At 67.3% G+C, this 20,564-nt stretch carries 17 protein-coding genes; 9 read left to right on the top strand and 8 right to left on the bottom strand.

Annotation, left to right across the window (positions count from 1 at the left end):
- Nucleotides 1-13: 13 nt before the first annotated feature.
- Complete coding sequence (locus ACKY0W_RS21540; RefSeq protein ID WP_409435741.1) at nt 14-631, top strand: TetR/AcrR family transcriptional regulator; 618 nt, start codon at nt 14-16, stop codon at nt 629-631.
- A gap of 296 nt (nt 632-927) precedes the next feature.
- On the opposite strand, the gene ACKY0W_RS21535 is transcribed toward ACKY0W_RS21540, so the two are convergent.
- Together ACKY0W_RS21535 and ACKY0W_RS21530 are read right to left on the bottom strand one after the other, a co-directional pair.
- Nucleotides 928-1,377, bottom strand: coding sequence for a hypothetical protein (locus tag ACKY0W_RS21535; protein ID WP_409435740.1), 450 nt, complete (start codon nt 1,375-1,377; stop codon nt 928-930).
- Nucleotides 1,378-1,430: 53 nt separating this feature from the next.
- Nucleotides 1,431-2,072 carry a class I SAM-dependent methyltransferase gene (locus tag ACKY0W_RS21530; protein ID WP_409435739.1) on the bottom strand — a complete coding sequence of 214 codons (642 nt, stop codon included), beginning with the start codon at nt 2,070-2,072 and terminating at the stop codon, nt 1,431-1,433.
- 54 nt (nt 2,073-2,126) lie between these two features.
- On the opposite strand from ACKY0W_RS21530, the gene ACKY0W_RS21525 reads away from it, so the two are divergent.
- From ACKY0W_RS21525 to ACKY0W_RS21510, 4 genes are all read left to right on the top strand, one after another.
- On the top strand, nt 2,127-2,927 hold the full coding sequence (locus tag ACKY0W_RS21525) for a rhomboid family intramembrane serine protease (protein ID WP_409435738.1): 801 nt from the start codon (nt 2,127-2,129) through the stop codon (nt 2,925-2,927).
- A 146-nt stretch (nt 2,928-3,073) separates the two neighbouring features.
- Nucleotides 3,074-5,149 (top strand): acyltransferase family protein, encoded by a 2,076-nt coding sequence (locus tag ACKY0W_RS21520; protein ID WP_409437884.1) that lies wholly within the window; start codon nt 3,074-3,076, stop codon nt 5,147-5,149.
- A gap of 142 nt (nt 5,150-5,291) precedes the next feature.
- The gene (car, locus tag ACKY0W_RS21515; protein WP_409435737.1) at nt 5,292-8,813 is read left to right on the top strand and encodes a carboxylic acid reductase; all 3,522 of its coding nucleotides are present in this window, start codon (nt 5,292-5,294) and stop codon (nt 8,811-8,813) included.
- Nucleotides 8,814-9,167: 354 nt separating this feature from the next.
- On the top strand, nt 9,168-9,344 hold the full coding sequence (locus ACKY0W_RS21510) for a hypothetical protein (protein WP_409435736.1): 177 nt from the start codon (nt 9,168-9,170) through the stop codon (nt 9,342-9,344).
- Between the two features lie 139 nt (nt 9,345-9,483).
- Here ACKY0W_RS21510 and ACKY0W_RS21505 read toward each other — a convergent pair whose 3' ends face one another.
- From ACKY0W_RS21505 to ACKY0W_RS21495, 3 genes are read right to left on the bottom strand one after another with little or no spacing between them, the layout of a single operon-like run.
- On the bottom strand, nt 9,484-10,239 hold the full coding sequence (locus ACKY0W_RS21505; protein ID WP_409437883.1) for a L,D-transpeptidase family protein: 756 nt from the start codon (nt 10,237-10,239) through the stop codon (nt 9,484-9,486).
- Between the two features lie 48 nt (nt 10,240-10,287).
- Nucleotides 10,288-10,770: a hypothetical protein gene (locus ACKY0W_RS21500; protein ID WP_409435735.1), complete on the bottom strand. Its 483-nt coding sequence runs from the start codon at nt 10,768-10,770 to the stop codon at nt 10,288-10,290.
- Between the two features lie 20 nt (nt 10,771-10,790).
- Entirely contained in the window at nt 10,791-12,902 is a 2,112-nt protein-coding gene (locus ACKY0W_RS21495) for an elongation factor G-like protein EF-G2 (RefSeq protein ID WP_409435734.1), read from the bottom strand.
- Between the two features lie 173 nt (nt 12,903-13,075).
- Between ACKY0W_RS21495 and ACKY0W_RS21490 the strand changes: the two genes are divergently transcribed.
- Together ACKY0W_RS21490 and ACKY0W_RS21485 are read left to right on the top strand one after the other, a co-directional pair.
- Nucleotides 13,076-14,122: a S1C family serine protease gene (locus tag ACKY0W_RS21490; protein ID WP_409435733.1), complete on the top strand. Its 1,047-nt coding sequence runs from the start codon at nt 13,076-13,078 to the stop codon at nt 14,120-14,122.
- A 17-nt stretch (nt 14,123-14,139) separates the two neighbouring features.
- Entirely contained in the window at nt 14,140-14,817 is a 678-nt protein-coding gene (locus ACKY0W_RS21485; protein ID WP_406756648.1) for a YoaK family protein, read from the top strand.
- A gap of 154 nt (nt 14,818-14,971) precedes the next feature.
- Here ACKY0W_RS21485 and ag85C read toward each other — a convergent pair whose 3' ends face one another.
- A complete protein-coding gene (gene ag85C, locus ACKY0W_RS21480) occupies nt 14,972-15,964 on the bottom strand; it encodes a diacylglycerol acyltransferase/mycolyltransferase Ag85C (RefSeq protein ID WP_409435732.1) in 993 nt (330 codons plus the stop codon).
- A 201-nt stretch (nt 15,965-16,165) separates the two neighbouring features.
- Between ag85C and ACKY0W_RS21475 the strand changes: the two genes are divergently transcribed.
- Nucleotides 16,166-17,389, top strand: coding sequence for a CoA transferase (locus ACKY0W_RS21475; protein ID WP_409435731.1), 1,224 nt, complete (start codon nt 16,166-16,168; stop codon nt 17,387-17,389).
- Between the two features lie 17 nt (nt 17,390-17,406).
- Nucleotides 17,407-17,862 carry a MaoC family dehydratase gene (locus tag ACKY0W_RS21470; RefSeq protein ID WP_409435730.1) on the top strand — a complete coding sequence of 152 codons (456 nt, stop codon included), beginning with the start codon at nt 17,407-17,409 and terminating at the stop codon, nt 17,860-17,862.
- On the opposite strand, the gene ACKY0W_RS21465 is transcribed toward ACKY0W_RS21470, so the two are convergent.
- Together ACKY0W_RS21465 and glnA are read right to left on the bottom strand one after the other, a co-directional pair.
- Nucleotides 17,850-18,887: a MinD/ParA family protein gene (locus tag ACKY0W_RS21465; protein ID WP_409435729.1), complete on the bottom strand. Its 1,038-nt coding sequence runs from the start codon at nt 18,885-18,887 to the stop codon at nt 17,850-17,852. The two genes, ACKY0W_RS21470 and ACKY0W_RS21465, sit on opposite strands and share 13 nt — an antisense overlap.
- 117 nt (nt 18,888-19,004) lie before the next feature.
- On the bottom strand, nt 19,005-20,429 hold the full coding sequence (glnA, locus tag ACKY0W_RS21460; protein WP_409435728.1) for a type I glutamate--ammonia ligase: 1,425 nt from the start codon (nt 20,427-20,429) through the stop codon (nt 19,005-19,007).
- Nucleotides 20,430-20,564 lie beyond the last annotated feature (135 nt).

Genomic DNA, 20,564 nt, shown 5'->3' with positions numbered 1-20,564 from the left:
TTAGGATCACCGCGTGCCCACTCCCCCTCGTCGGCGCAATTTGCGAGGTCACGGCGCGCTGCTGCGCGACGAGATCCTGGCTGCCGCTGTCCGGGTCATCGACGGTGCGGACAGCGAAGCCGAGGTTTCGCTGCGCGGCATCGCCCGGGAGGCCGGAATCGCCGCACCTTCGGTGTACGCGCACTTCGACGATCTGGACCGGGTGCTGGAGGCAGTCGCCGAGTCGAGCTGGGTTCAGGTCTCCGACGAGATCGCCGAGCACGTCCAGCAGGCCACTGACCCGCGGGAACGCCTCCTCATCGGTTGTCGGGTGTATGTGTCGTTCGCACAGCGCCATCCGCTGCGCTACGCGCTGATGACCCAGGACGGTCACGCCCCGCCGGCGGCCCGCCGCGCACTGGCCGTGGTGACCAGAGGATTGCTGGCCTGCCGGGGGGAGGCGCCGGAATCGGACTCGGATCCTGATTCGGACCGGATTGCCGCGGCATTGTCGGTGGCGCTGCACGGCGTTGCGATGCTGCACCGCACCGACGCGCCGAATCTGTGGCTCAGCGATTTCAGCACCGACGAGGTGATCGGAACGCTGGTTGACGGCGCCACCTTACTGCTGGCTGAGGCCGAACGCGTCTGAGCTGAAGGCCATGACGACCTGTCCATGGCAGCGGTGGGATCCCGCACGACTTACAGGAAATTATCACTGAATGCTCAGCTCAGACGCCCTAGGCTTCGTCCCACCCTGAACTGGTGTTACGTGCGGTGCCGTTGACCGCCGGCCAAGATGTGGGACTGGCCGTCGGAGGCGCCGTGCAGGACCTGTTCTGATCGTCGCCTGATCGAGCCGCCCGGCCGAGTGGGAATTTGGCGACGCGTCCACGGCGTGTCACGTCGTGAGTTTCACACTCGCGCGTGGAGCCGGCGGCTGGAGCGTTAGCCGCCGCTCGGGGCTGGGCTCGGGGCCGGGGGCCGAGCCTGCGGGACGAAGCCTTTGAGCACATCGGGCAGGCCCACCGACTGCTGCGGCACCGGTGCACAGGTGGGCGGGCATTCGGTCAGCTGCCAGGTCTGGCAGCGGTCGGTCCGGAACGCGGTGTCACTCGGCTCGATCAGCACGACCTGGGACTTCTTGGTCATCGCGCTGTCGAGGGTCTTGTCGCCGCCGATGCGGCGCCAGTAGCAGGCGGCGCCGTCACGCGGGCCGTCGGAGCGATAGGTGCCCGGCACGATGTCCTTGCCGACCGCGAAGGTGCCATCGCCGTCGATCACCTGCTTGGGCGCCGGCGGGGGAGGAGGGGCCGGATCGGCTCCGGCGATCCCGGCCGCGGCGCACCAGGCTGCCAGCGCGATCGCCGTCGTGCTGGCCAGCTTCATCGGTCTCATACCTAACGAAGGTACCGCGACGGGGCTGCGGGGGACGGGTCGTCGCGAGCTGGTTACGGCTTGACCCCGACCGTGATCAGGTCCGACACGACCAGTGTCCAGGCTGGACGCGCCACGCGATGCTGGTCGGGAACGGTGAAACCGGCGTCGGTGAACAGCGTGCGCATTTCACTGGGCGTCGGCTGGCGTGCCGGGTTCCACCGGATTCCGGTCAGCGCCTTGAGTGGATCGGACAGGCGGGGGCTCATCGCCGTGACCGCCACCGTCCCGCCCGGCGCCAGCACCCGGTAGAACTCCCGAACCGCGGCCGGCTGATTGAAGAAGTGAAACGCCGAGCTGGTGACCACCGCATCAAGCGCGCCATCTTCGAACGGCAGCTGCTCGGCGGGCCCGGTCAGCCACTGCACGCGCGCCGAGCGCTCCCGTGCCTCGTTGAGCATGCCGTCGGACATGTCCACCCCGTAGACCGCCTCCGGGGACAGCTCACGTTCGATGCGGTCGGCCAGGATGCCGGTGCCGCAGGCGATGTCGGCCACCCGGGCCGGCTTGTGCGAGCGCAGCGCGGCAATCAGCTCGTCCTGGGCCGGACGATAGACCCAACGTTGCAGAAACTGGGCGTCGTAGGCCGGAGCGGCGAAACTCCAAAACCGGGTGACGACGTCATTGAACGCTTGGCGTGGAGCTTGGGACGACATGATGTGAAATCTACCGGCAGCGCCCCGGCAAACGTGCTCTGAGAGGGTATAGCCATGACCGTCTGCTACCGGCACCCCGACCGGGCCACCGCACTGCGCTGTACCCGCTGTGATCGCTACATCTGCGGCGACTGCATGCGTAGCGCGGCCGTCGGTCAGCATTGCGTGGAGTGCGCGCAGGCGGGCGGAACGCCGGTGCGCCGGGCGGCGCGGCCCCTGGTTCGCGCGGCCTCGGGAGTACCGGTGGTCACCTATGGGCTGATCGCGCTGAGCGTGCTGGCCTTCCTCGCGCAGCTGTCGTCGCGTGAGCTGGAGTCCGAGTTGGTGCTCTGGACACCGGCGGTGGCAGACGGGCAGATCTACCGCTTGCTGACATCGGCGTTCCTGCACTACGGACCGATGCACCTGCTGCTCAACATGTGGGCGCTGTACGTGGTGGGCCCCGAGCTCGAGGGCCTGCTCGGCCGGGTGCGATACAGCGCGCTATACCTGCTCAGCGCGCTCGGCGGCTCGGTTGCCGTCTACCTGTTGGCACCGATCACCACCGCGACCGCCGGCGCTTCGGGCGCCATCTTCGGCTTGTTCGGCGCCACGCTGGTCATCGGGCGCCGCCTGCGGATGGACGTCCGCGCGGTGGGCGCGGTGATCGTGGTCAACCTGATCTTCACCTTCACCATTCCGCACATCAGCTGGCAGGGACACGTTGGTGGTCTGATCACCGGGGTGCTGGTCGCGTTCGCCTACGTCTATCCGCCGCAGGCGAGCCGGACCCGGATCCAGGCGGCGGCCAGCCTTGCGCTGCTGGCGTTGTTCATAGCGCTGATCTGGTGGCGCACTGCCGAATTGGTCTACTGATCGCGAGCGTGTCATCCGGCTGAGACGACCGCTCGCCCCCTAAGCTTTCGGTGGTCCACCAGCGAGAGGATCGACCAATCGGCGCCAACGGCGACCAAGATGACATGAGTCGACCGGCCGGGAACCGGACTCGCCAGGCCACCTCTATGCGCACCTCGGGTAAATCGCGCTGGGTTGCGCCGGCCCCGCGTGCCGCCCGGTTGACCACCGCGCGCGCCGCGGATCGGGTTCGGCGGGAGCGTCGACGCCCGGGCATTCACGCCCTGGACGGTCTGCGTGCGATAGCCGTCGCGTTGGTGTTGGCCGACCACGGCGGCATCCCGGGACTGTCGGGCGGGTTCCTGGGCGTGGACCTGTTCTTTGTGCTCAGCGGATTCCTGATCACCTCGCTGCTCATCGACGAGCTGGGCCGGACCGGCCGGATCGACCTCACCGGTTTCTGGATCCGGCGCATCCGCCGGCTGCTGCCCGCTCTGGTGCTCATGGTGCTGACCGTCGCCATAGCCCACGAGCTGCTGCCGTCGGAGGCGGTGGTGGGCCTGCGCGAGGACGCGATCGCCGCCTTCTTCTGGGTCGCCAACTGGCGGTTCGTCGCTGAGCACACGGACTACTTCACCGAAGCCGGCACGCCGTCGCCGCTGCAGCACACCTGGTCGCTGGGCGTCGAGGAGCAGTACTACTTCTTATGGCCGCTGCTGCTGATCGCGATCGCGTTGCTGCTGGGGGCCCGCGCCCGTCGCCGCGGCGGGTGGGCCACCGTCGGCGGGGTGCGACTGACGGTTTTCCTGTTGGCCAGCGCAGGGGCGGCAGCGTCGGCGACGGCCGCGGAGATGCTGGCCTCAGACGCCACCCGCGATCGCGTCTACTTCGGCACCGACACGCGCGCGCAGGCCCTGTTGATCGGTGCCGCGGCCGCGGCCCTGCTGGTGGGGGACTGGCCGGCACTCACCGCCGGCTGGTCGGTGGTGCGCACCCGCCGCGCGCTGTGGGTCGCTCGCCTGCTGCCGCTGGGCGGGCTGGCCGTACTGGCGACGGCGGCCCACCGCGCCACCGGCACGGCCGCGGAGTTCCACGGCGGCCTGCTCACGCTGGTGGCCGTCGCTGCGATCGCGGTGATCGCCCCGATCGCGCTGCATCAGAGCGGTCTGGTCGCCCGGACGTTGGCCTGGTCGCCACTGGTGTGGCTGGGGACCATCTCCTACGGCGTGTACCTGTGGCACTGGCCGGTCTTTCTGGTCCTCAACGGCGAGCGCACCGGGTGGTCGGGGTGGGCGTTGTTCGCCGTGCGGTGCGCCGCCACGCTGCTGCTGGCGACGGTGTCATGGTGGGTCCTTGAGGAGCCGATCCGCCGCTGGCGGCCGGCGCGGGTGTCGCTGCTGCCGCTGGGGGCCGCCGTCAGCGGCACTGCGGTGGCGGTCACGGTGCTGGTGGTCCCGGTCGTCGAGCGGCCCACAGCCGAGAATGGTGTGACCCCGGATGTGGCCGCGGCCGCCGCGGTGTCTCCCTCGCCGCCTGCGCGGCTTTCGGAGTCCAAAAAGCCACCACCGCAGGCCGCGCGACGCGACCCCAACCGGCCGCGCACCGTGTCGGTGTTCGGTGATTCGATCGGCTGGACCCTGATGCACTATCTGCCGGACACTCCCGGTTACGACTTCATCGACCACACCGTCGTCGGCTGCAGCATTGTGCGCGCCGGCCCGTACCGCTGGGCCGGCAAGGTCATCGACCAGGGCAAGGAGTGCGACGGCTGGCCGGCACGCTGGACTCGGCAGGTCAAGGCCGACCAGCCCGATGTCGTGCTGTTGTTCGTCGGCCGCTGGGAAACCGTGGACCGAGTCAACGAGGGCCAGTGGTCGCACATCGGCGACCCGACTTTCGACGCTTACCTGACCGCGGAGCTGCGCCGTGCGCTCGACGTGCTCCAGGCCGCCGGCAGCCGGGTCGTGGTGACGACCGTGCCCTACAGCCGCTACGGCGAGCGGCCCGACGGCAGCCTGTGGCCTGAAGACAAACCGGAGCGCGTCGACCGCTGGAACGCCCTGCTGCGCCGGGAGGTCGCCGGGCGAGAAGCCGTGACAGTGATGGATTTGAACAAGAAGCTGGGGCCGGCCGGCACCTACACCGCCAAAGTCGACGGCATCAAGGTCCGCAGCGATGGCATTCACCTCACGCCCGAAGGGGTGAAGTGGCTGCTCCCGTGGCTGGAGGAATCGCTGAGCTGACGCTCACTGGCAAACAGCCGTGAGTGCAACGTCACACCAGCTCAGGGATCCTAAATTAAGTTAGTTTTGCTAACGTAGTTTACATCGGCGCAGACCGCGCCCCTGAAAATCACTTTCACGAAATATCCGTTAGAGGTTCGCTATGTCGACTGTTTCCACCACCGCTGACGAGGAGCAACTCGCCCGCCGCATCGCCGACCTGGTCGCCACCGACCCGCAATTCGCCGCCGGCCGACCGGACCCGGCCGTCGCCGCCGCTATCGAAGGGCAGTCACGGCTGGCGCAGATCGCCCGGACCGTCTTCGACGGCTACGCCGAGCGGCCTGCGCTCGGGCAGCGTGCCGTCGAGTACGTCACCGATCCGGCCACCGGCCGCAGCACCGCAGCCCTGCTCCCGCGCTACGACACCATCACCTACGGCGAGCTCGGTGAGCGAGTCCGCGCTGTGGCTGCCGCCCTGGCCGCCGGCGCCGTGCGGCCCGGTGACCGGGTCGCGGTGCTGGGCTTCACCAGCGTCGACTACACCGTCATCGACGTGGCGCTGGGCCAGATCGGTGCGGTCTCGGTGCCGCTGCAGACCTCGGCGGCGATCAGCACATTGGTGCCGATCGTGACCGAGACCGAGCCCCGGGTAATCGCTGCCAGCGTGGACTCGCTGCCCGATGCGGTCGAGTTGGTGCTGACCGGTCCGGCCCCCACCCGCCTGGTGGTCTTCGACTACCACCAGCAGGTCGATGACCACCGCGAGGCGCTTGCCGACGCGCGGGCTCGGCTGGCCGGCGTCGAGGTGGTTGTCGAGCCGCTGGCCGACCTGATGACCCGCGGCCACTCGCTGTCCCTGCCGACCCAGGCGCTTGCGGAAGTCGGCGACGACGCCAACCCACTGGCACTGCTCGTCTACACCTCCGGCAGCACCGGCGCCCCCAAGGGTGCGATGTACCCCGAGAGCAATGTGTCCCGGATGTGGGTGCGGTCGACGAGGAACTGGTTCGGCCCGACCGCCGTCTCGATCACGCTGAACTTCATGCCGATGAGCCACATCATGGGCCGAGGCATCTTGTACGGCACCCTCGGCAACGGCGGCACCGCCTACTTCAGCGCGCGCAGCGACCTGTCCACCTTCCTCGAGGACCTCGCCCTGGTTCGCCCGACCGAACTGAACTTCGTCCCCCGGATCTGGGAGATGCTCTACCAGCACTTCCGCAGTGAACTCGACGGGGTGAGCGGAGACCGGGCCGCTGCCGAAGCGCAGGTCTTGGCACAGATGCGCGCCGAATTGCTCGGCGGGCGATGCGTGTTCGCGATGACCGGCTCGGCGCCGATCTCCGACGAGCTGCGGTCCTGGGTCGACAAGCTCACCGAGCAGCATGTGCTCAACGGCTACGGCTCCACCGAGGCGGGCATGGTGCTCTTCGACGGCGAAGTGCAGCGGCCGCCGGTCCTCGATTACAAGCTGGTCGACGTGCCGGACTTGGGCTACTTCGGCACCGACACCCCGCATCCGCGCGGCGAACTGCTGCTCAAGACCGAGAACCTGTTTCCCGGCTACTACAAGCGGCCCGAGGTGACCGCCGAGGTGTTCGACGCCGACGGTTACTACCGGACCGGCGACGTGGTCGCCGAGATCGCGCCGGACCACCTGGTCTACGTCGACCGGCGCAACAACGTGCTCAAGCTGGCCCAGGGCGAGTTCGTCACCCTGGCCAAGCTGGAAGCGGTGTTCGGCAACAGCCCGCTGGTTCGCCAGATCTATGTCTACGGCAACAGCGCGCAGCCCTACCTGCTGGCCGTGGTGGTCCCGACCCCGGAAGCTTCGGCCCGCTTCGACTCCGGCGCCGCCCTCAAGGCCGGGATCGCCGAGTCACTGCAGCAGGTGGCGAAAGACGCCGACCTGCAATCCTATGAGGTTCCGCGTGACTTCATCGTCGAGACCGAGCCGTTCACCCTGGAGAACGGACTGCTGACCGGGATTCGCAAGCTGGCCTGGCCGAAGCTGAAGGCGCACTACGGCGACCGCCTTGAGCGTCGCTACGCCGAGCTGGCCGAGGGACAGGCCAGTGAGTTGAGCGAGCTGCGTCAGCACGGTGCTCAGCGCCCGGCGTTGGAGACCGTCAGTCGTGCCGCCGCGGCGCTGTTGGGAGCCTCGGCCGGCGACCTGGCCCCAGAGGCACATTTCACCGACTTGGGCGGCGACTCACTATCGGCGCTGACATTCGGAAATCTGCTGCGCGACATCTTCGACGTCGACGTTCCGGTGGGCGTGATCGTCAGCCCGGCCAACGATCTGGCGGCCATCGCCGACTACATCACCGCCGAGCGCAACGGCTCCAAACGGCCGACTTTCGCCTCGGTGCACGGCCGCGACGCGGTCGAAGTGGCTGCGGCCGACCTGACCCTGGACAAGTTCCTCGACGAGGCGACCTTGGCCGGGGCTTCGTCACTGCCCGGCCCCTCCGAGCAGGTGCGCACAGTGCTGTTGACCGGCGCAACCGGCTTCCTCGGCCGCTACCTGGCGCTGGAGTGGTTGCAGCGGCTGGCCCCGGTGGACGGAAAACTGATCTGCCTGGTGCGTGGCAAGTCCGACGAGGATGCCCGCCGCCGGCTGGACAACGTCTTCGACAGCGGAGATGCGCAGCTGCTGGCCCGTTACACCGAACTGGCCGCCAAGCATCTCGAGGTGATCGCAGGTGACAAGGGCGAAGCGAATCTTGGTCTGGACCAAGAGGTTTGGCAGAGGTTGGCGGACACGGTCGACGTGATCGTCGACCCGGCGGCCCTGGTCAACCACGTGTTGCCCTACAGCGAGTTGTTCGGGCCGAACGCGCTCGGCACCGCCGAGCTGATCCGGGTCGCGCTCACCAGCAAGATCAAGCCGTTCACCTACTTCTCCACAATTGGTGTGGGCGACCAGATTCCGCTGGGCCAGTTCACCGAGGACGCCGACGTCCGGGTGATGAGTGCGGTCCGGGCGATCAACGACGGCTACGCCAATGGTTACGGCACCAGTAAGTGGGCCGGCGAGGTGCTGTTGCGTGAGGCCAACGACCTGTGCGGCCTGCCGGTCGCGGTGTTCCGCTGCGACATGATCCTGGCCGACACCAGCTACGCCGGCCAGCTGAACCTGCCCGACATGTTCACCCGGATGATGTTCAGCCTGGTTGCCGCCGGGGTGGCGCCCGGTTCGTTCTACGAACTGAGCGCCGACGGTCAGCGACAGCGCGCGCACTACGACGGCCTGCCGGTGGAGTTCATCGCCGAGGCGTCCACCGCGCTGGGATCCTTCGCGAGCGGCGGGTTCACCACCTATCACGTGATGAACCCGTACGACGACGGTCTGGGGATGGACGAGTTCGTCGACTGGCTGATCGAAGCCGGTTACCCGATCCGGCGGATCGCCGACTACGGCGACTGGTTGCAGCGGTTCGAGACCACCCTGCGCGCACTGCCGGAAAACCAGCGCCAGGCATCGCTGCTGCCGCTGCTGCACAACTACCAGAAGCCGCAGCCGCCGATCTGCGGATCGATCGCACCGACGGACAGGTTCCGGGCCGCGGTGCAGTCGGCCGGGATCGGGCCTGACCCCGAGCATCCGGACATCCCGCATGTCACGCCGGCGGTGATCGTCAAGTACGTCACCGACCTGCAACTGCTCGGGCTGCTCTGACTGAAGCGCTGAATAGCGCTTGCTGCGAAGGGGTTTCGGGAAGGTGCTGGTCGCCGTCAGTTAGACGGCCGGCGCCATCGGAACCCGTTTGCGTTTGACGGTCCAGTATTTCGATGCCACCATGGTGAACAATGCCACGACATGCCCGTGTGTCCCGACCGGAAGGAGGTGAGGGCGAAGTGAGTTCTAGTGACGGTCCGCATCCGTATCCGTGTTCCACGATCGATCTGTTCCTCACCGGTTCCGGCGCCTCCGCTGCGGTATTTTCCAAAGTATTTTCGAAGGCCTGAACCACGAGTTCCGCCGACCCGTACGGGTTGTGTCGGCCGGTGAGTTTCCCGGCAGGAGAAAATCATGGCTTTCATCACCATCAGTGTTCTGGCTCTCGACGGCTCGACGAACCACCAGGCGGGAAACCGCATGGTGAACCGGCTGCGCAACCGTATGGCCGCTCGTCGCGAAGTGCGTCGTGAGCAGCGTGCTCAGCGTTACGTGGCGCACATGCCCACGGCGGTCCTCGGCGCCTGCTGACGCGGTGCGTCCGAGGCCGAAGCCGAGGCGATCGTAAACGCGGAGACCCGTCCCCGCGTTTACGATCGCCTCGATTGCTTTAGGCCCTAGGTAACCAAGGCGACCCGCTGCGCCCGGCTCCGCCGCGCTTGCGATCGCCTTAGGCCTGCACGATGATTGGGTCGCCCAGGTGCACCGAGTTGAAGTACCACGCGGCGTCGTCGGGACTGAGATTGATGCATCCGTGGCTGACGTTCGAGTAGCCCTGTGAACCCACCGACCAGGGGGCGGAGTGCACGTAGACGCCACTCCAGGTAACCCGAACGGCGTACTCGCCGTTGAGCAGGTAGCCCTCCGGGTCATTGAGTGGGATGCCGATGGTGCGCGAATCGAACTTGATGGTGCGCTCTTTCGACAGTGCGGTGAAGGACCCGACCGGTGTGGGGCGCTTGGGTTTACCCATGGACGCCGCCATGATTCGTTGGATCTCGCCGTTGACGCTGACGGTGAAGGTGTGGTCCGAGATGTCGGCGAGCCCCACGACGGCGTCGCCGGTCTCGAAACCCGTTGACATCCCGTGGGCGTCGACGTTGATCTTGCTGTGCGGTGACCAGTAGCCATCTGGGACCCACTGCACGACATCGCTGCTCGTCCACTCGAAGTGGCCGGCATTGTTGCCCGTGGAGTTGATGTGGATCCCACGTTCGGCGGCAGCCCGGTCCGCGACCGGTCCATTGAAGGTCACGATCACCGGGTAGGCCACCCCGACGACTGAGCCGGCGGCCGGCTCGATCGCTGCGACGGCCAGTCCCCGTGCCGGCGACGTCTGAGCCGCTTCGCTGATTCCGGCCGACGCCCCAACAGACACGAGTGCCAGGGCCATCGACCCGGCAATCGCCACAATTCCCCGCCTCACATTGCGCATGGCATCCATTGTGCCAACAGCTACGGCATCAGCGCAGGTTTAGCCGTCGTCCGACGCGGTGAGCAGGTCTCCCCAGGCGGCCTCGGTCCCGGTCGAACCGATGTTGTGGATCGCCAACATCGACCCGCCGGCCAGCGCGATCACTGCGGTGACGACGCCCAGTCGCAGCAGCGAACCGACTTTGCTGCCGCGTGACAGCGCCACGTGCAGTCCGGCCAGCAATGCCGCGGCGACGGCCAGGCCCAAGGCCATGTAGAGGCCGTACTCGCCGGCGGCCATGTGGGCGTCCAGCTCTGGCGACCCGGCGAACTTACCGGTGTCGGCCAGCCACTCGCCGGCAGTGACTGTCAGCGGCGTAACGAGCAGCGTGATGGCGGAAAACGTCACCACCAGCCAGACCAGTCGCCGCCGGGCCGCCGGCCATACCGCGCACACGATCAGCAGTATCGCGGTCAGTGGCACCAACGAGACCACCACGTGCAGCAGTACGACGTGCGCGGGCAACCCGGCGATTGTCGACATGGACGTCCTCTCTCCGACGATCAGGCGGTGCTGGCAGCATGCGCGACCGCAGACTCCGGCAGCGGTTCATAGCGGGCGAAGCCGCGGGTGAACGAACCGGCACCGTGGGTCAACGATCGCAGGTCGACTGCGTACCGGATGAGCTCGGTCTGCGGTACTTCGGCCTTCACGCTTGTGCGGTCCGCACCGACCTTGTCGGTGCCCAGGACCCGGGCGCGGCGGGCGGACAGATCACCCATCACCGCACCTACCAATTCGTCGGGGATCACCACGGTGACGTCGTCGATCGGCTCGAGCAGTCGCACCCTACCGGCCGTCGCGGCGTCGCGTAGGGCGGCGGCGCCCGCCATCTGGAAGGCGAAGTCAGACGAGTCGACGCTGTGCGCCTTGCCGTCGGTCAGGGTTACCCGGATGTCGACCACCGGATAACCGCCGCCGGCGTCGAGCGTCAGCCCGCGCTCCATCTGGGCACGAATGCCCTTCTCCACGCTGGGGATGAATTGGCGGGGCACGGCTCCGCCGACCACGCGGTCGACGAACTCGAAGCCGGCGCCTTGAGTCACCGGCTCCACTTCGATGTCGCAGATCGCGTACTGGCCGTGGCCGCCGGACTGCTTGACATGGCGGCCGTGGCCTTTGGCGTTGCTGGAGAACGTCTCTCGTAGAGCCACGCGCAGGGCTACGGTATCCACCGACACCGCGTAGCGGTGGGCCAGCGCATCAAGCACGATTCCCGAGTGTGCCTCGCCCATGCACCACAGCACGGTCTGGTGGGTTTCCGGGTTCCGCTCGATGCGCAGGCTGGGGTCCTCGGCGGCGAGCCGGGCCAACCCGACAGCCAGCTTGTCCTCGTCGGTCTTGGCGTGCGGAATGACCGCGACCGGCAAGAGCGGATCCGGCATGGACCAGGGTTTGCACACCAGCGGTTCGTCCTTGCCCGACAGCGTGTCCCCGGTTTCGGCGTGGCTCAGCCGGCCGATGGTGCAGATGTCTCCGGCCATCACCACGGTGGCCGGACGCTGCTGCCTGCCGAGTGGAAACGCCAACGTTCCGATCCGGTCGTCTTCGTCGTGGTCGGTGCGACCGGTCCCGTCGCCGAAGAATCCAGCGCAATGACCGCTGACATGAATCCCGCTGTCGGGCTTGATGGTTCCAGAAAACACCCGCACCAGGCTGACCCGGCCGAGGTAAGGGTCCGATGTTGTCCGGACGACCTCAGCCAACAGTGGCCCGTCCGGGTCGCAACTCAGCCCGGCACGAGCCACGCCGTTCGGGCTGAAAACCTCCGGGAGCAGATGTTCCGGCGGTGCGGGGAAACCGGTCGAGACGACCTCGAGCAGTTCAGGGATGCCGATGCCGGTGCTGCCGCATGCGGGGATGACCGGGAAGAATGAGCCGCGCGCCACGGCCCGCTCCAGATCGGCGGCGAGCACCGCGGGTTCGATCTGTTCCCCACCCAGGTAGCGGTCCAGCAGCGACTCGTCCTCCGACTCCTCGATGATCGCCTCGATCAGCGCGCCACGCTGCTGCGCTCCGTCGGGCAAGTCGACGGATTCGGCTGCCAGCAACCCGATCACGCCGTCGCCCCGGCCCGGCGCGGGTAGATACAGCGGCAGCACCGTATCGCCGAACGCCGCCTGGGCCGCGGCCAGGCGGGCCGGGAAGTCGGCCCGCGCGTGGTCCAGCTTGGTGACCACGACCGCGCGCGGCATGCCGACCCGACTGCACTCCTGCCACAGCGTGGCGGTCGCGTCGTCGATGTCTTCGTTGGCCGCGATCACGAACAGTGCGCAGTCGGCGGCCCGCAAGCCGGCACGCAGTTCTCCGACGAAGTCGGCGTAGCCCGGAGTGTCGATCAGGTTGACCTTGACGCCGTCGTGCTCCAACGAGGCGCACGCAACCCCGACCGAACGCTGCTGACGGAGTTCGGCGTCGTCGTAGTCGCAGACCGTGCTGCCGTCGGCGATGCAACCGGCTCGGGTCAACACGCCAGCGGTCACCAGCATCGCCTCGACCAGTGTGGTTTTGCCGGAGCCGGGTGGACCGACCAGCACGACATTGCGGATGGCGGCCGGGCTGGCCGCGGTCGGGGCGGAACCGGCGCCCCGTGCTGTTCCGGTCTTGTCTGCCATGGCAGCCTCCTCCGCAGATCAGCCTTCCCTCAACGGGCGCTGAGCACAAGAGTTGCACCGCGGCGACGATTGCCCAGCTGGCGTATAGCGTTTGCCAGCCGGATTGGCTGTTCCGGTAAGCTGGGGATTCTTGTTTCGCGAGTCCCGCGGCACGACTGCAGGAGGTACGACGAATGAGCGGAGCGCATCGCCCTGTCCGGTGGCGGCTGCTCAGCGCGATGGCCGCGGCGGTCGCCACGGCCGGGCTGGTGGCGGCGCCGGTCCAAGCGTCGCCCACCCTGCCCGCTTTTCCGCTCGACCCTGCGGCGATGATTGCGCAGGTCGGTCCTGCGGTGGTCAACATCGACGCCCAGATGGGCTACCAGAGCGCAGTCGGCGCCGGAACCGGCATCGTGTTGGACCCCGGCGGCGTGGTGTTGACCAACAACCACGTCATCGCCGGCGCCACCGGGCTCACGGCGGTCTCGGTTGCCACCGGTCAGACCTACGAGGTCGACGTGCTCGGCTTCGACCGCAGCCACGACGTCGCAGTACTGCAATTGCGCGGCGCCGGCGGCCTACCGGCTGCGAACATCGGCAACTCCTCGCGGGTCGCCATCGGCGACCCGGTGGTCTCGTTGGGCAACGCCGGCGGCCATGGCGGTGCGCCGACTGCGGTGCCGGGACGGGTCATCGGTCTGAACCAGACCGTCTCGGCCGCCGACGAGTTGACCGGCAGCACCGAGACCCTGACCAACATGATCAAGGCCGACACCGCGATCCGTCCCGGTGACTCGGGCGGTCCGATGGTGAACGCCGCCGGACAGGTGATCGGGATGAACACCGCGGCGTCGGACAACTACAAGTTCGCCCAACCGGGTGGCGAAGGCTACGCCATCCCGATCGATCAGGCGATGGCCATCGCCGGCCAGATCCGGGCCGGTGTCTCGTCGAACACCGTGCACATCGGTGAGACGGCCTTTATGGGTGTCGGTGTGATCGACAACATCGGCGGCGCGCGGGTCGCCCAGGTGCTCGACGGCACCCCGGCCGCGGCCACCGGTATCGCCCGCGACGACATCATCACCTCGGTCAACGGCCGGCCGGTGAACTCGGCAACTGACCTGACCGATGTACTCGACCAGCGTCACCCGGGCGACACCGTCACGCTGACGTGGCGCAACCCGAGCGGCGGAGAACACAGCGCAACCGTGACCCTGGTTCCAGGTCCGGTCGGCTGACACATATTTAGGCGCGCGTGCTAGATAAACGCTATGGCAGTGAAGCAAGACTGTCGTGGGTTCTTGCTGGGCTGGCCGGGGTTCTGGCCGCCACGGCGTACACCCACTCCGAGGGGTACTTCGTCACCTTCATGACCGGCAACGCCGGGCGTGCGGCGCTGGGCTTGTTCACCGACAGCCAGTGGATGTCGATTTCCGCGGCGGCCCTGCTGGTGTCCTTCATCGCCGGCGTGGTGATCGCCTCGCTGTGCCATCGCCACATCTGGCGCAGCCGACCGCACGGCGCGTTGCGGCTGACCGGCGTGTCGCTACTGGCCGCCACCGTGACCGACTGGATCGAGGGCGGGCCGGCACTGCCGGTCCCCCTGCTGCCGATCCTGCTCGTCGCGTTCGGCGTGGGCGCACTGAACACCACGTTCGTCCGCGACGGCGAAGTGTCGATCCCCTTGAGCTACGTGACCGGCACAGTGGTGAAGCTGGGGCAGGGCATCGAGCGCCACATCAGCGGCGGAAGCATCCACGATTGGTTCTTCAATTTCATGCTGCTGACCGGATACATCTCCGGGGCGGTGGTCGGCGGCATCATCAGCGTGTTCGTCGGTGGTACCTGGATGTTGGCTACCGCCACGGTTATCTGCCTGATGGCCACCTGGTACAGCCACCGCTATGTCGACCGCCGCGGCTTGTGGCGCTGACCGCTCACTACTCCTAGTCCCACGCCGAAGCCGGCGTTTTGCAGGTCCGCTCTTGGGCTTTGTCTGTGAAACGTCGGCTTCGTTGCACCGTTTCCCCACATACACGTCGGCGGCAGTGCTGGATTGCACTGCCGCCGACGTGTTGGGGGATTGGTTAGGTCGGGTCGACTCCCACACCCAGCACCCGCTGGATGTCGGGCTTCATTGCGACCAGCTGCTCGTTCCAGTACGGCCAGTCGTGCGTCCCGTTGGCCGGGAAGTTGAACACGCCGTTGTTGCCACCGGCCGCCGCGTAGTTCTGCTGGAACTGCTGGTTGGTGCGCAGTGTCAGGCTCTCGAGGAACTTGGCGGGCAGGTTGTTGCCGCCGAGGTCGCTCGGCGTGCCGTTGCCGCAGTAGACCCAGATGCGGGTGCGGTTGGCCACCAGCCGCGGGATCTGCACCATGGCGTCGTTACGCTTCCAGGCCGGGTCGGACGACGGGCCCCACATGCTGTTGGCGTTGTAGCCGCCGGCGTCGTTCATGGCAAGCCCGATCAACGTCGGCCACCAGCCCTCGGACGGGTTCAGGAACCCCGAGAGCGCCGCTGCATAGGGGAACTGCTGCGGGTAGTAGGCAGCCAGGATCAGCGCCGAACCGCCCGCCATCGACAGGCCGACCACCGCGTTGCCGTAAGGCGAGACACTCTTGTTGGCCTGCAACCAGGCGGGCATCTCCCGGGTCAGGAAGGTCTCCCACTTGTAGGTGTAGTTCTGGCCGTTGCCCTGCGACGGCTGGTACCAGTCCGAGTAGAAGCTGGACTGTCCGCCGACCGGCATGATCACCGACAGCCCGGACTGGTAGTACTCCTCGAACGCCGGGGTGTTGATGTCCCAGCCGTTGAAGTCGTCCTGGGCGCGCAGCCCGTCGAGCAGGTACACCGCGTGGGCGCCGCCCGGCTGGAACTGCACCTTGATGTCCCGGCCCATCGCAGCCGAGGGGATCTGCAGGTACTCCACCGGCAGGCCCGGGCGGGAGAACGCGGACGCGTTACCCGTACCACCGACAGCCCCGACGAGGCCGCTCAGCAGCGCGGCCCCCACCGCCGCGACCATCAGCCGGCGCGGTAGCCGACTCGCCGCGTTACGCAACTTCTCAACGCTCTTCATAGCCCTTGTCCCATCCCAATGTCGTGCGGTCTAGCCCTTCTGAACGGAGTCAAACACGGTGTGCCGCCGTGACCTGTTCGCCGCCACGGGTTTTCATATCGCGGTTCGGCAACGATTGAGATTCAGCGCGGACTCGCCACCGGCCGGGTGGCCTTGTGGGTGGGCATATAGTCGACGTAATTGATCGACGGAGGGCAGGTCATGCAGGCGAGTGCTCGGGTCTTGGGGACTGCTGGGACTCCGTTGGCCGGGGTGCGCGTCATCGAGATCGCCAGCTTCGTCGCGGTCCCGCTCGCCGGAATGACGCTGGCGCAGCTCGGTTGCGACGTGGTGCGTGTCGACCCGGTCGGTGGTGCGGCCGACTACCGGCGCTGGCCGGTCACCGACGACGGCACCTCTATCTACTGGACGGGCCTCAACAAGGGCAAGCGGTCGGTGGTCGCAGATCTGCGTTCGCCCGAGGGGCAGCGCGTGGTGCAGCAACTGATCGCCGACAGTGGTGTGTTGCTGACGAATATGACTGGCCGGCAATGGCTTTCCTACGACACGCTCGCGGCGCTGCGTCCTGACCTGATCCATCTCGAGGTGCTCGGACGCGCCGATGGCTCGACCGCCGTGGACTACACGATCAATGCGGGTGTCGGCTTTCCGCTGGTTACCGGGCCTGGGGACCACGCCGCCCCGATCAACCACGTGCTGCCGGCCTGGGATATCGCCTGCGGGCTGCACGCCGCGCTGGCGGTGTCCGCCGCGCTGCACCGCCGGGACCACACCGGCGAGGGCTGCCGGATAAGCCTGGCGTTGGAGGACGTGGCACTGGGCACCGCCAGCGCCCTGGGCTTCCTCACCGAGGCCATGGTCAACGGCGCCCGCCGGGAACGCATCGGCAACGCGGTCTACGGCCAGTACGGGCAGAGCTTCGCCAGCGGGGACGGGGTGTCGTTCATGGTCGTCACGCTGACCGATCGGCACTTCCGAGATCTGGCCGAACTGACCGGATCGACGAAAGTCCTTGCCGCACTGTCCCAGGCGCGCGGTATCGATTTTGGCGACGAGGGGCAGCGCTATCGGCACCGCGACTTGCTGACTGGGCTGTTCAGCGGGTGGTTCGCCGAGCGACCGGCAGCGCAGATCGAAGCCGCCCTGGCCGGAACATCGCTGCTGTGGGACCGCTACCGCAGCTTTGCGGAGGTGGCCGCCGACGAGCGCCTGCGCGGCAACCCGATGTTCACCACGCTGCACCAGCCCCGGGTGGGGGAGTACTTGGCGGCCGGCCTGCCGGCGTCGATCGACGGCTCCCACCCGCCGGCCGTAGCGGCACCTGCGCTGGGCGCCGACACCGGACCGGTGCTGGCCGACCGACTGGGAATGAGCACCGACGATATCGACCGGCTGCGCCAAAGCGGCGCGGTGGCAACGGATTAGCAAAGGAACGGGACCAAGTGCGTACTTTCGGATCGATCGATGAACTTGCCGCATGCCAGGGTCAGGTGATCGGCCACAGCGATTGGGTGACCATCACCCAGGACGCGGTCAACCTGTTCGCCGACGCGACCGGTGACCATCAGTGGATTCACGTCGACCCGGAGCGCGCGGCCACCGGGCCCTTTGGGACCACGATCGCCCACGGCTACATGACACTGGCCATGCTGCCGCAACTGATGGCGCAGATCAGCCGCCTCGACGGGGTCAAGCTCGCGATCAACTACGGATTGAACAAGGTGCGTTTCCCGGCGCCGGTGCCGGTCGGCTCCAAGATCCGGGCCGAGACCTCCCTGGTCGAGGTGGCCGACGTCGGCGGTGGCGCCCACCAGGTGACCTACTCGACCACGGTGTCCATCGACGCCCATGCCAAGCCGGCCTGCGTCGCTGAGAGCGTCGTGCGTTACGTGCTCTGAGGTCGGCCCGGCTTCGCGTCCCGGCGTTGGGGGCGGGACGCGAAGTAGTGCGCGACGATCGCCGCGATCTGCAGGAATCGCCGGCGGGTCGCCGGCGCCATCTCGCTCATCACGTCGATCACTCCGCCCGGGCGCAGGTGCGGGTCGAACGGCACCTCAACCACCGCCTGGCCGTGCTGCAGGAACTGGGCAGTCAGTGTCGAGCGGGTGCGTCGGTCGGCATGGCCGTCGGAGTCGTTGAGCACCACCACGGTGCGCTGCAGCAGCCCGCCCTGGCCGCGGTCGGCCAGCCACTCCATGGTCTTGGCGGCCGCGCCGGCACCGTCCGCCCACGGTGACGAGACCACGATCAGGGCGTCCAGGTCTCGCAGCGCCTCCTGGGTCACCGGCGAGTCCATCGTCGAACCGCAGTCGATGATCGAGATGGTGAAGTGCCGGTCCAGGCGCAGCGCGGCCTCCCGGTACAACGCCGCGTCAAGGATCCGGCGACTGCCCGCGGCCGGCTCGCCCACCAGGACGTAGAGTCCCGCCGCATTGGCGCCCACTCGGCCGCTGATGTCGGCGAAGGACTGCATGCTCTGATCGGCGGCCAGATCCCAGTAGGAGCTGGTGGCATGCGGGTCGATACGGCTGCCCAGCCGGCCGAACGCGGTGTCGGCATCCACGGCCACCACGTGGTCGGCCCGGCGCAGTGCGGCGAACACCGACCCGACGCTGGCCGCCACCGTCGTCTTGCCGACACCGCCTTTGCCCAGCACGCCCACCTTGTAGCTGCCGTTGGGCAGCGACCGGATGGCCGCCTGGTAGGCCATCTCCTCCCGCTCGGCCGGTGACGGGCCCAGGTTGACCAGCCCCAGCGTCGCGGACAGGACCACCCGGCGCCAACCGCGGGCAGGTTGCGGACGCGGCATAGGGACCGCCGGCGGGTAGGACGGCTGCGGCTGCGGCGGAGGCGGCGTCCAGGGCCGGGGCTGTTGCTGCTGCGGCGGCACCCGCTGCCGCAGGAAGTCGTCCTCTGCGTTCATCGGCTCCTCGAGGCATACGCGGCATGGCCAGCTGGCCCAACACACGCAGCTTAGTCGCGAGGACTCCCATCACCGGTGAGCCCAGCCCGACAACCGCGCGTCGCGCTTGCGTCCCGATCAGCAGTCGTAATAGAGGGCGAACTCGTAGGGGTGCGGGCGCAGGTTGACCGGGGTGATCTCGTTGTCCCGCTTGTAGTTGATCCAGGTCGCGATCACGTCGGGGGTGAAAACCCCACCTTCGGTGAGATATTCGTGGTCGGCTTCGAGGTTGTCCATCACCTCGGCCAGGGTGGTCGGCGCCTGCGAAATCGAGGCCGCCTCGTCGGCCGGAAGGTCGTAGAGATCCTTGTCGACGGGGGCGGCCGGCTCGATCTTGTTCTTGATGCCGTCGATGCCGGCCATCAACATGGCCGAGAACGCCAGGTACGGATTGCCGGAGGAGTCCGGGCAGCGGAACTCCAGCCGCTTGGCCTTGGGATTGGTGCCGGTGATCGGGATGCGCACGCAGGCCGAGCGGTTGCGCTGGCTGTAGACCAGGTTGATCGGCGCCTCGTAGCCCGGAACCAGGCGCTTGTAGGAGTTGATGGTCGGGTTGGTGAACGCCAGCAGCGACGGCGCGTGGTGCAGGATTCCGCCGATGTAGTGCCGGGCGGTGTCCGAGAGTCCGGCATAACCGATCTCGTCGTAGAACAGCGGCTCGCCGTCCTGCCACACCGACTGGTGGACGTGCATACCTGAACCGTTGTCCCCGAAAAGCGGCTTCGGCATGAACGTCACCGTCTTGCCGTGCGCCCAAGCGGTGTTCTTGATGATGTATTTGAACAGCATCAGGTCATCGGCGGCGTGCAGCAGGGTGTTGAACTTGTAGTTGATCTCCGTTTGCCCGCCGGTTCCGACCTCGTGGTGGCCGCGTTCGACAGTGAACCCGGCGTTGGTGAGATTGGTCGACATTGCGTCGCGCAGATCGACGTATTGATCGGTGGGCGCGACCGGGAAATAGCCGCCCTTGGGGCGAACCTTGTATCCCAGGTTGGGGCTGCCGTCGGCTTCGGTTGTGCGGCCGGTGTTCCACCAGCCGGCTACGGAATCCACTTTGTGGAAAGAGCCGTTGATCTGTGAGTCGAAGCTCACTGAGTCGAAGATGTAGAACTCGGCTTCGGCGCCGAAGTAAGCGGTGTCGGCGATGCCGGTACTGGTGAGATAGCTCTCGGCCTTGCGCGCGATGTTGCGCGGGTCGCGCGAGTACGGCTCGCGGGTGAACGGGTCGTGGACGAAGAAGTTGAGGTTCAGCGTCTTTGCGGCCCGGAACGGATCGATGCGGGCGGTTTCCGGGTCGGGCAGCAGCAGCATGTCCGACTCGTGGATGGACTGGAAGCCGCGGATCGACGAACCGTCGAAGGCGAGGCCGTCCTCGAATACGCTTTCATCGAGCGCAGCGGCCGGGATCGAGAAATGCTGCATAACCCCCGGCAGGTCGCAGAATCGAATGTCGACGTACTCAACGGACTCGTCGGCGACGAGCTTGAAAATGTCGGCGGCCATATTGGTCTCCTTCGCGTGCAGACAGCCAAACGATAGGCAGTGCACATTTCCTGGACATCATCCAGTTATTGCGTTGGCGTAACACAAACCTCACGGCAAGCGTGCTGTCCAGCGAACTAGCACGTTTGCTGGGTC

Source organism: Mycobacterium sp. SMC-14, assembly GCF_046250075.1.
Classification (GTDB): Bacteria; Actinomycetota; Actinomycetes; order Mycobacteriales; family Mycobacteriaceae; genus Mycobacterium.
Note: the sequence above shows the minus strand (reverse complement) of the source record. Positions and strands in the feature narration are given on the sequence as shown.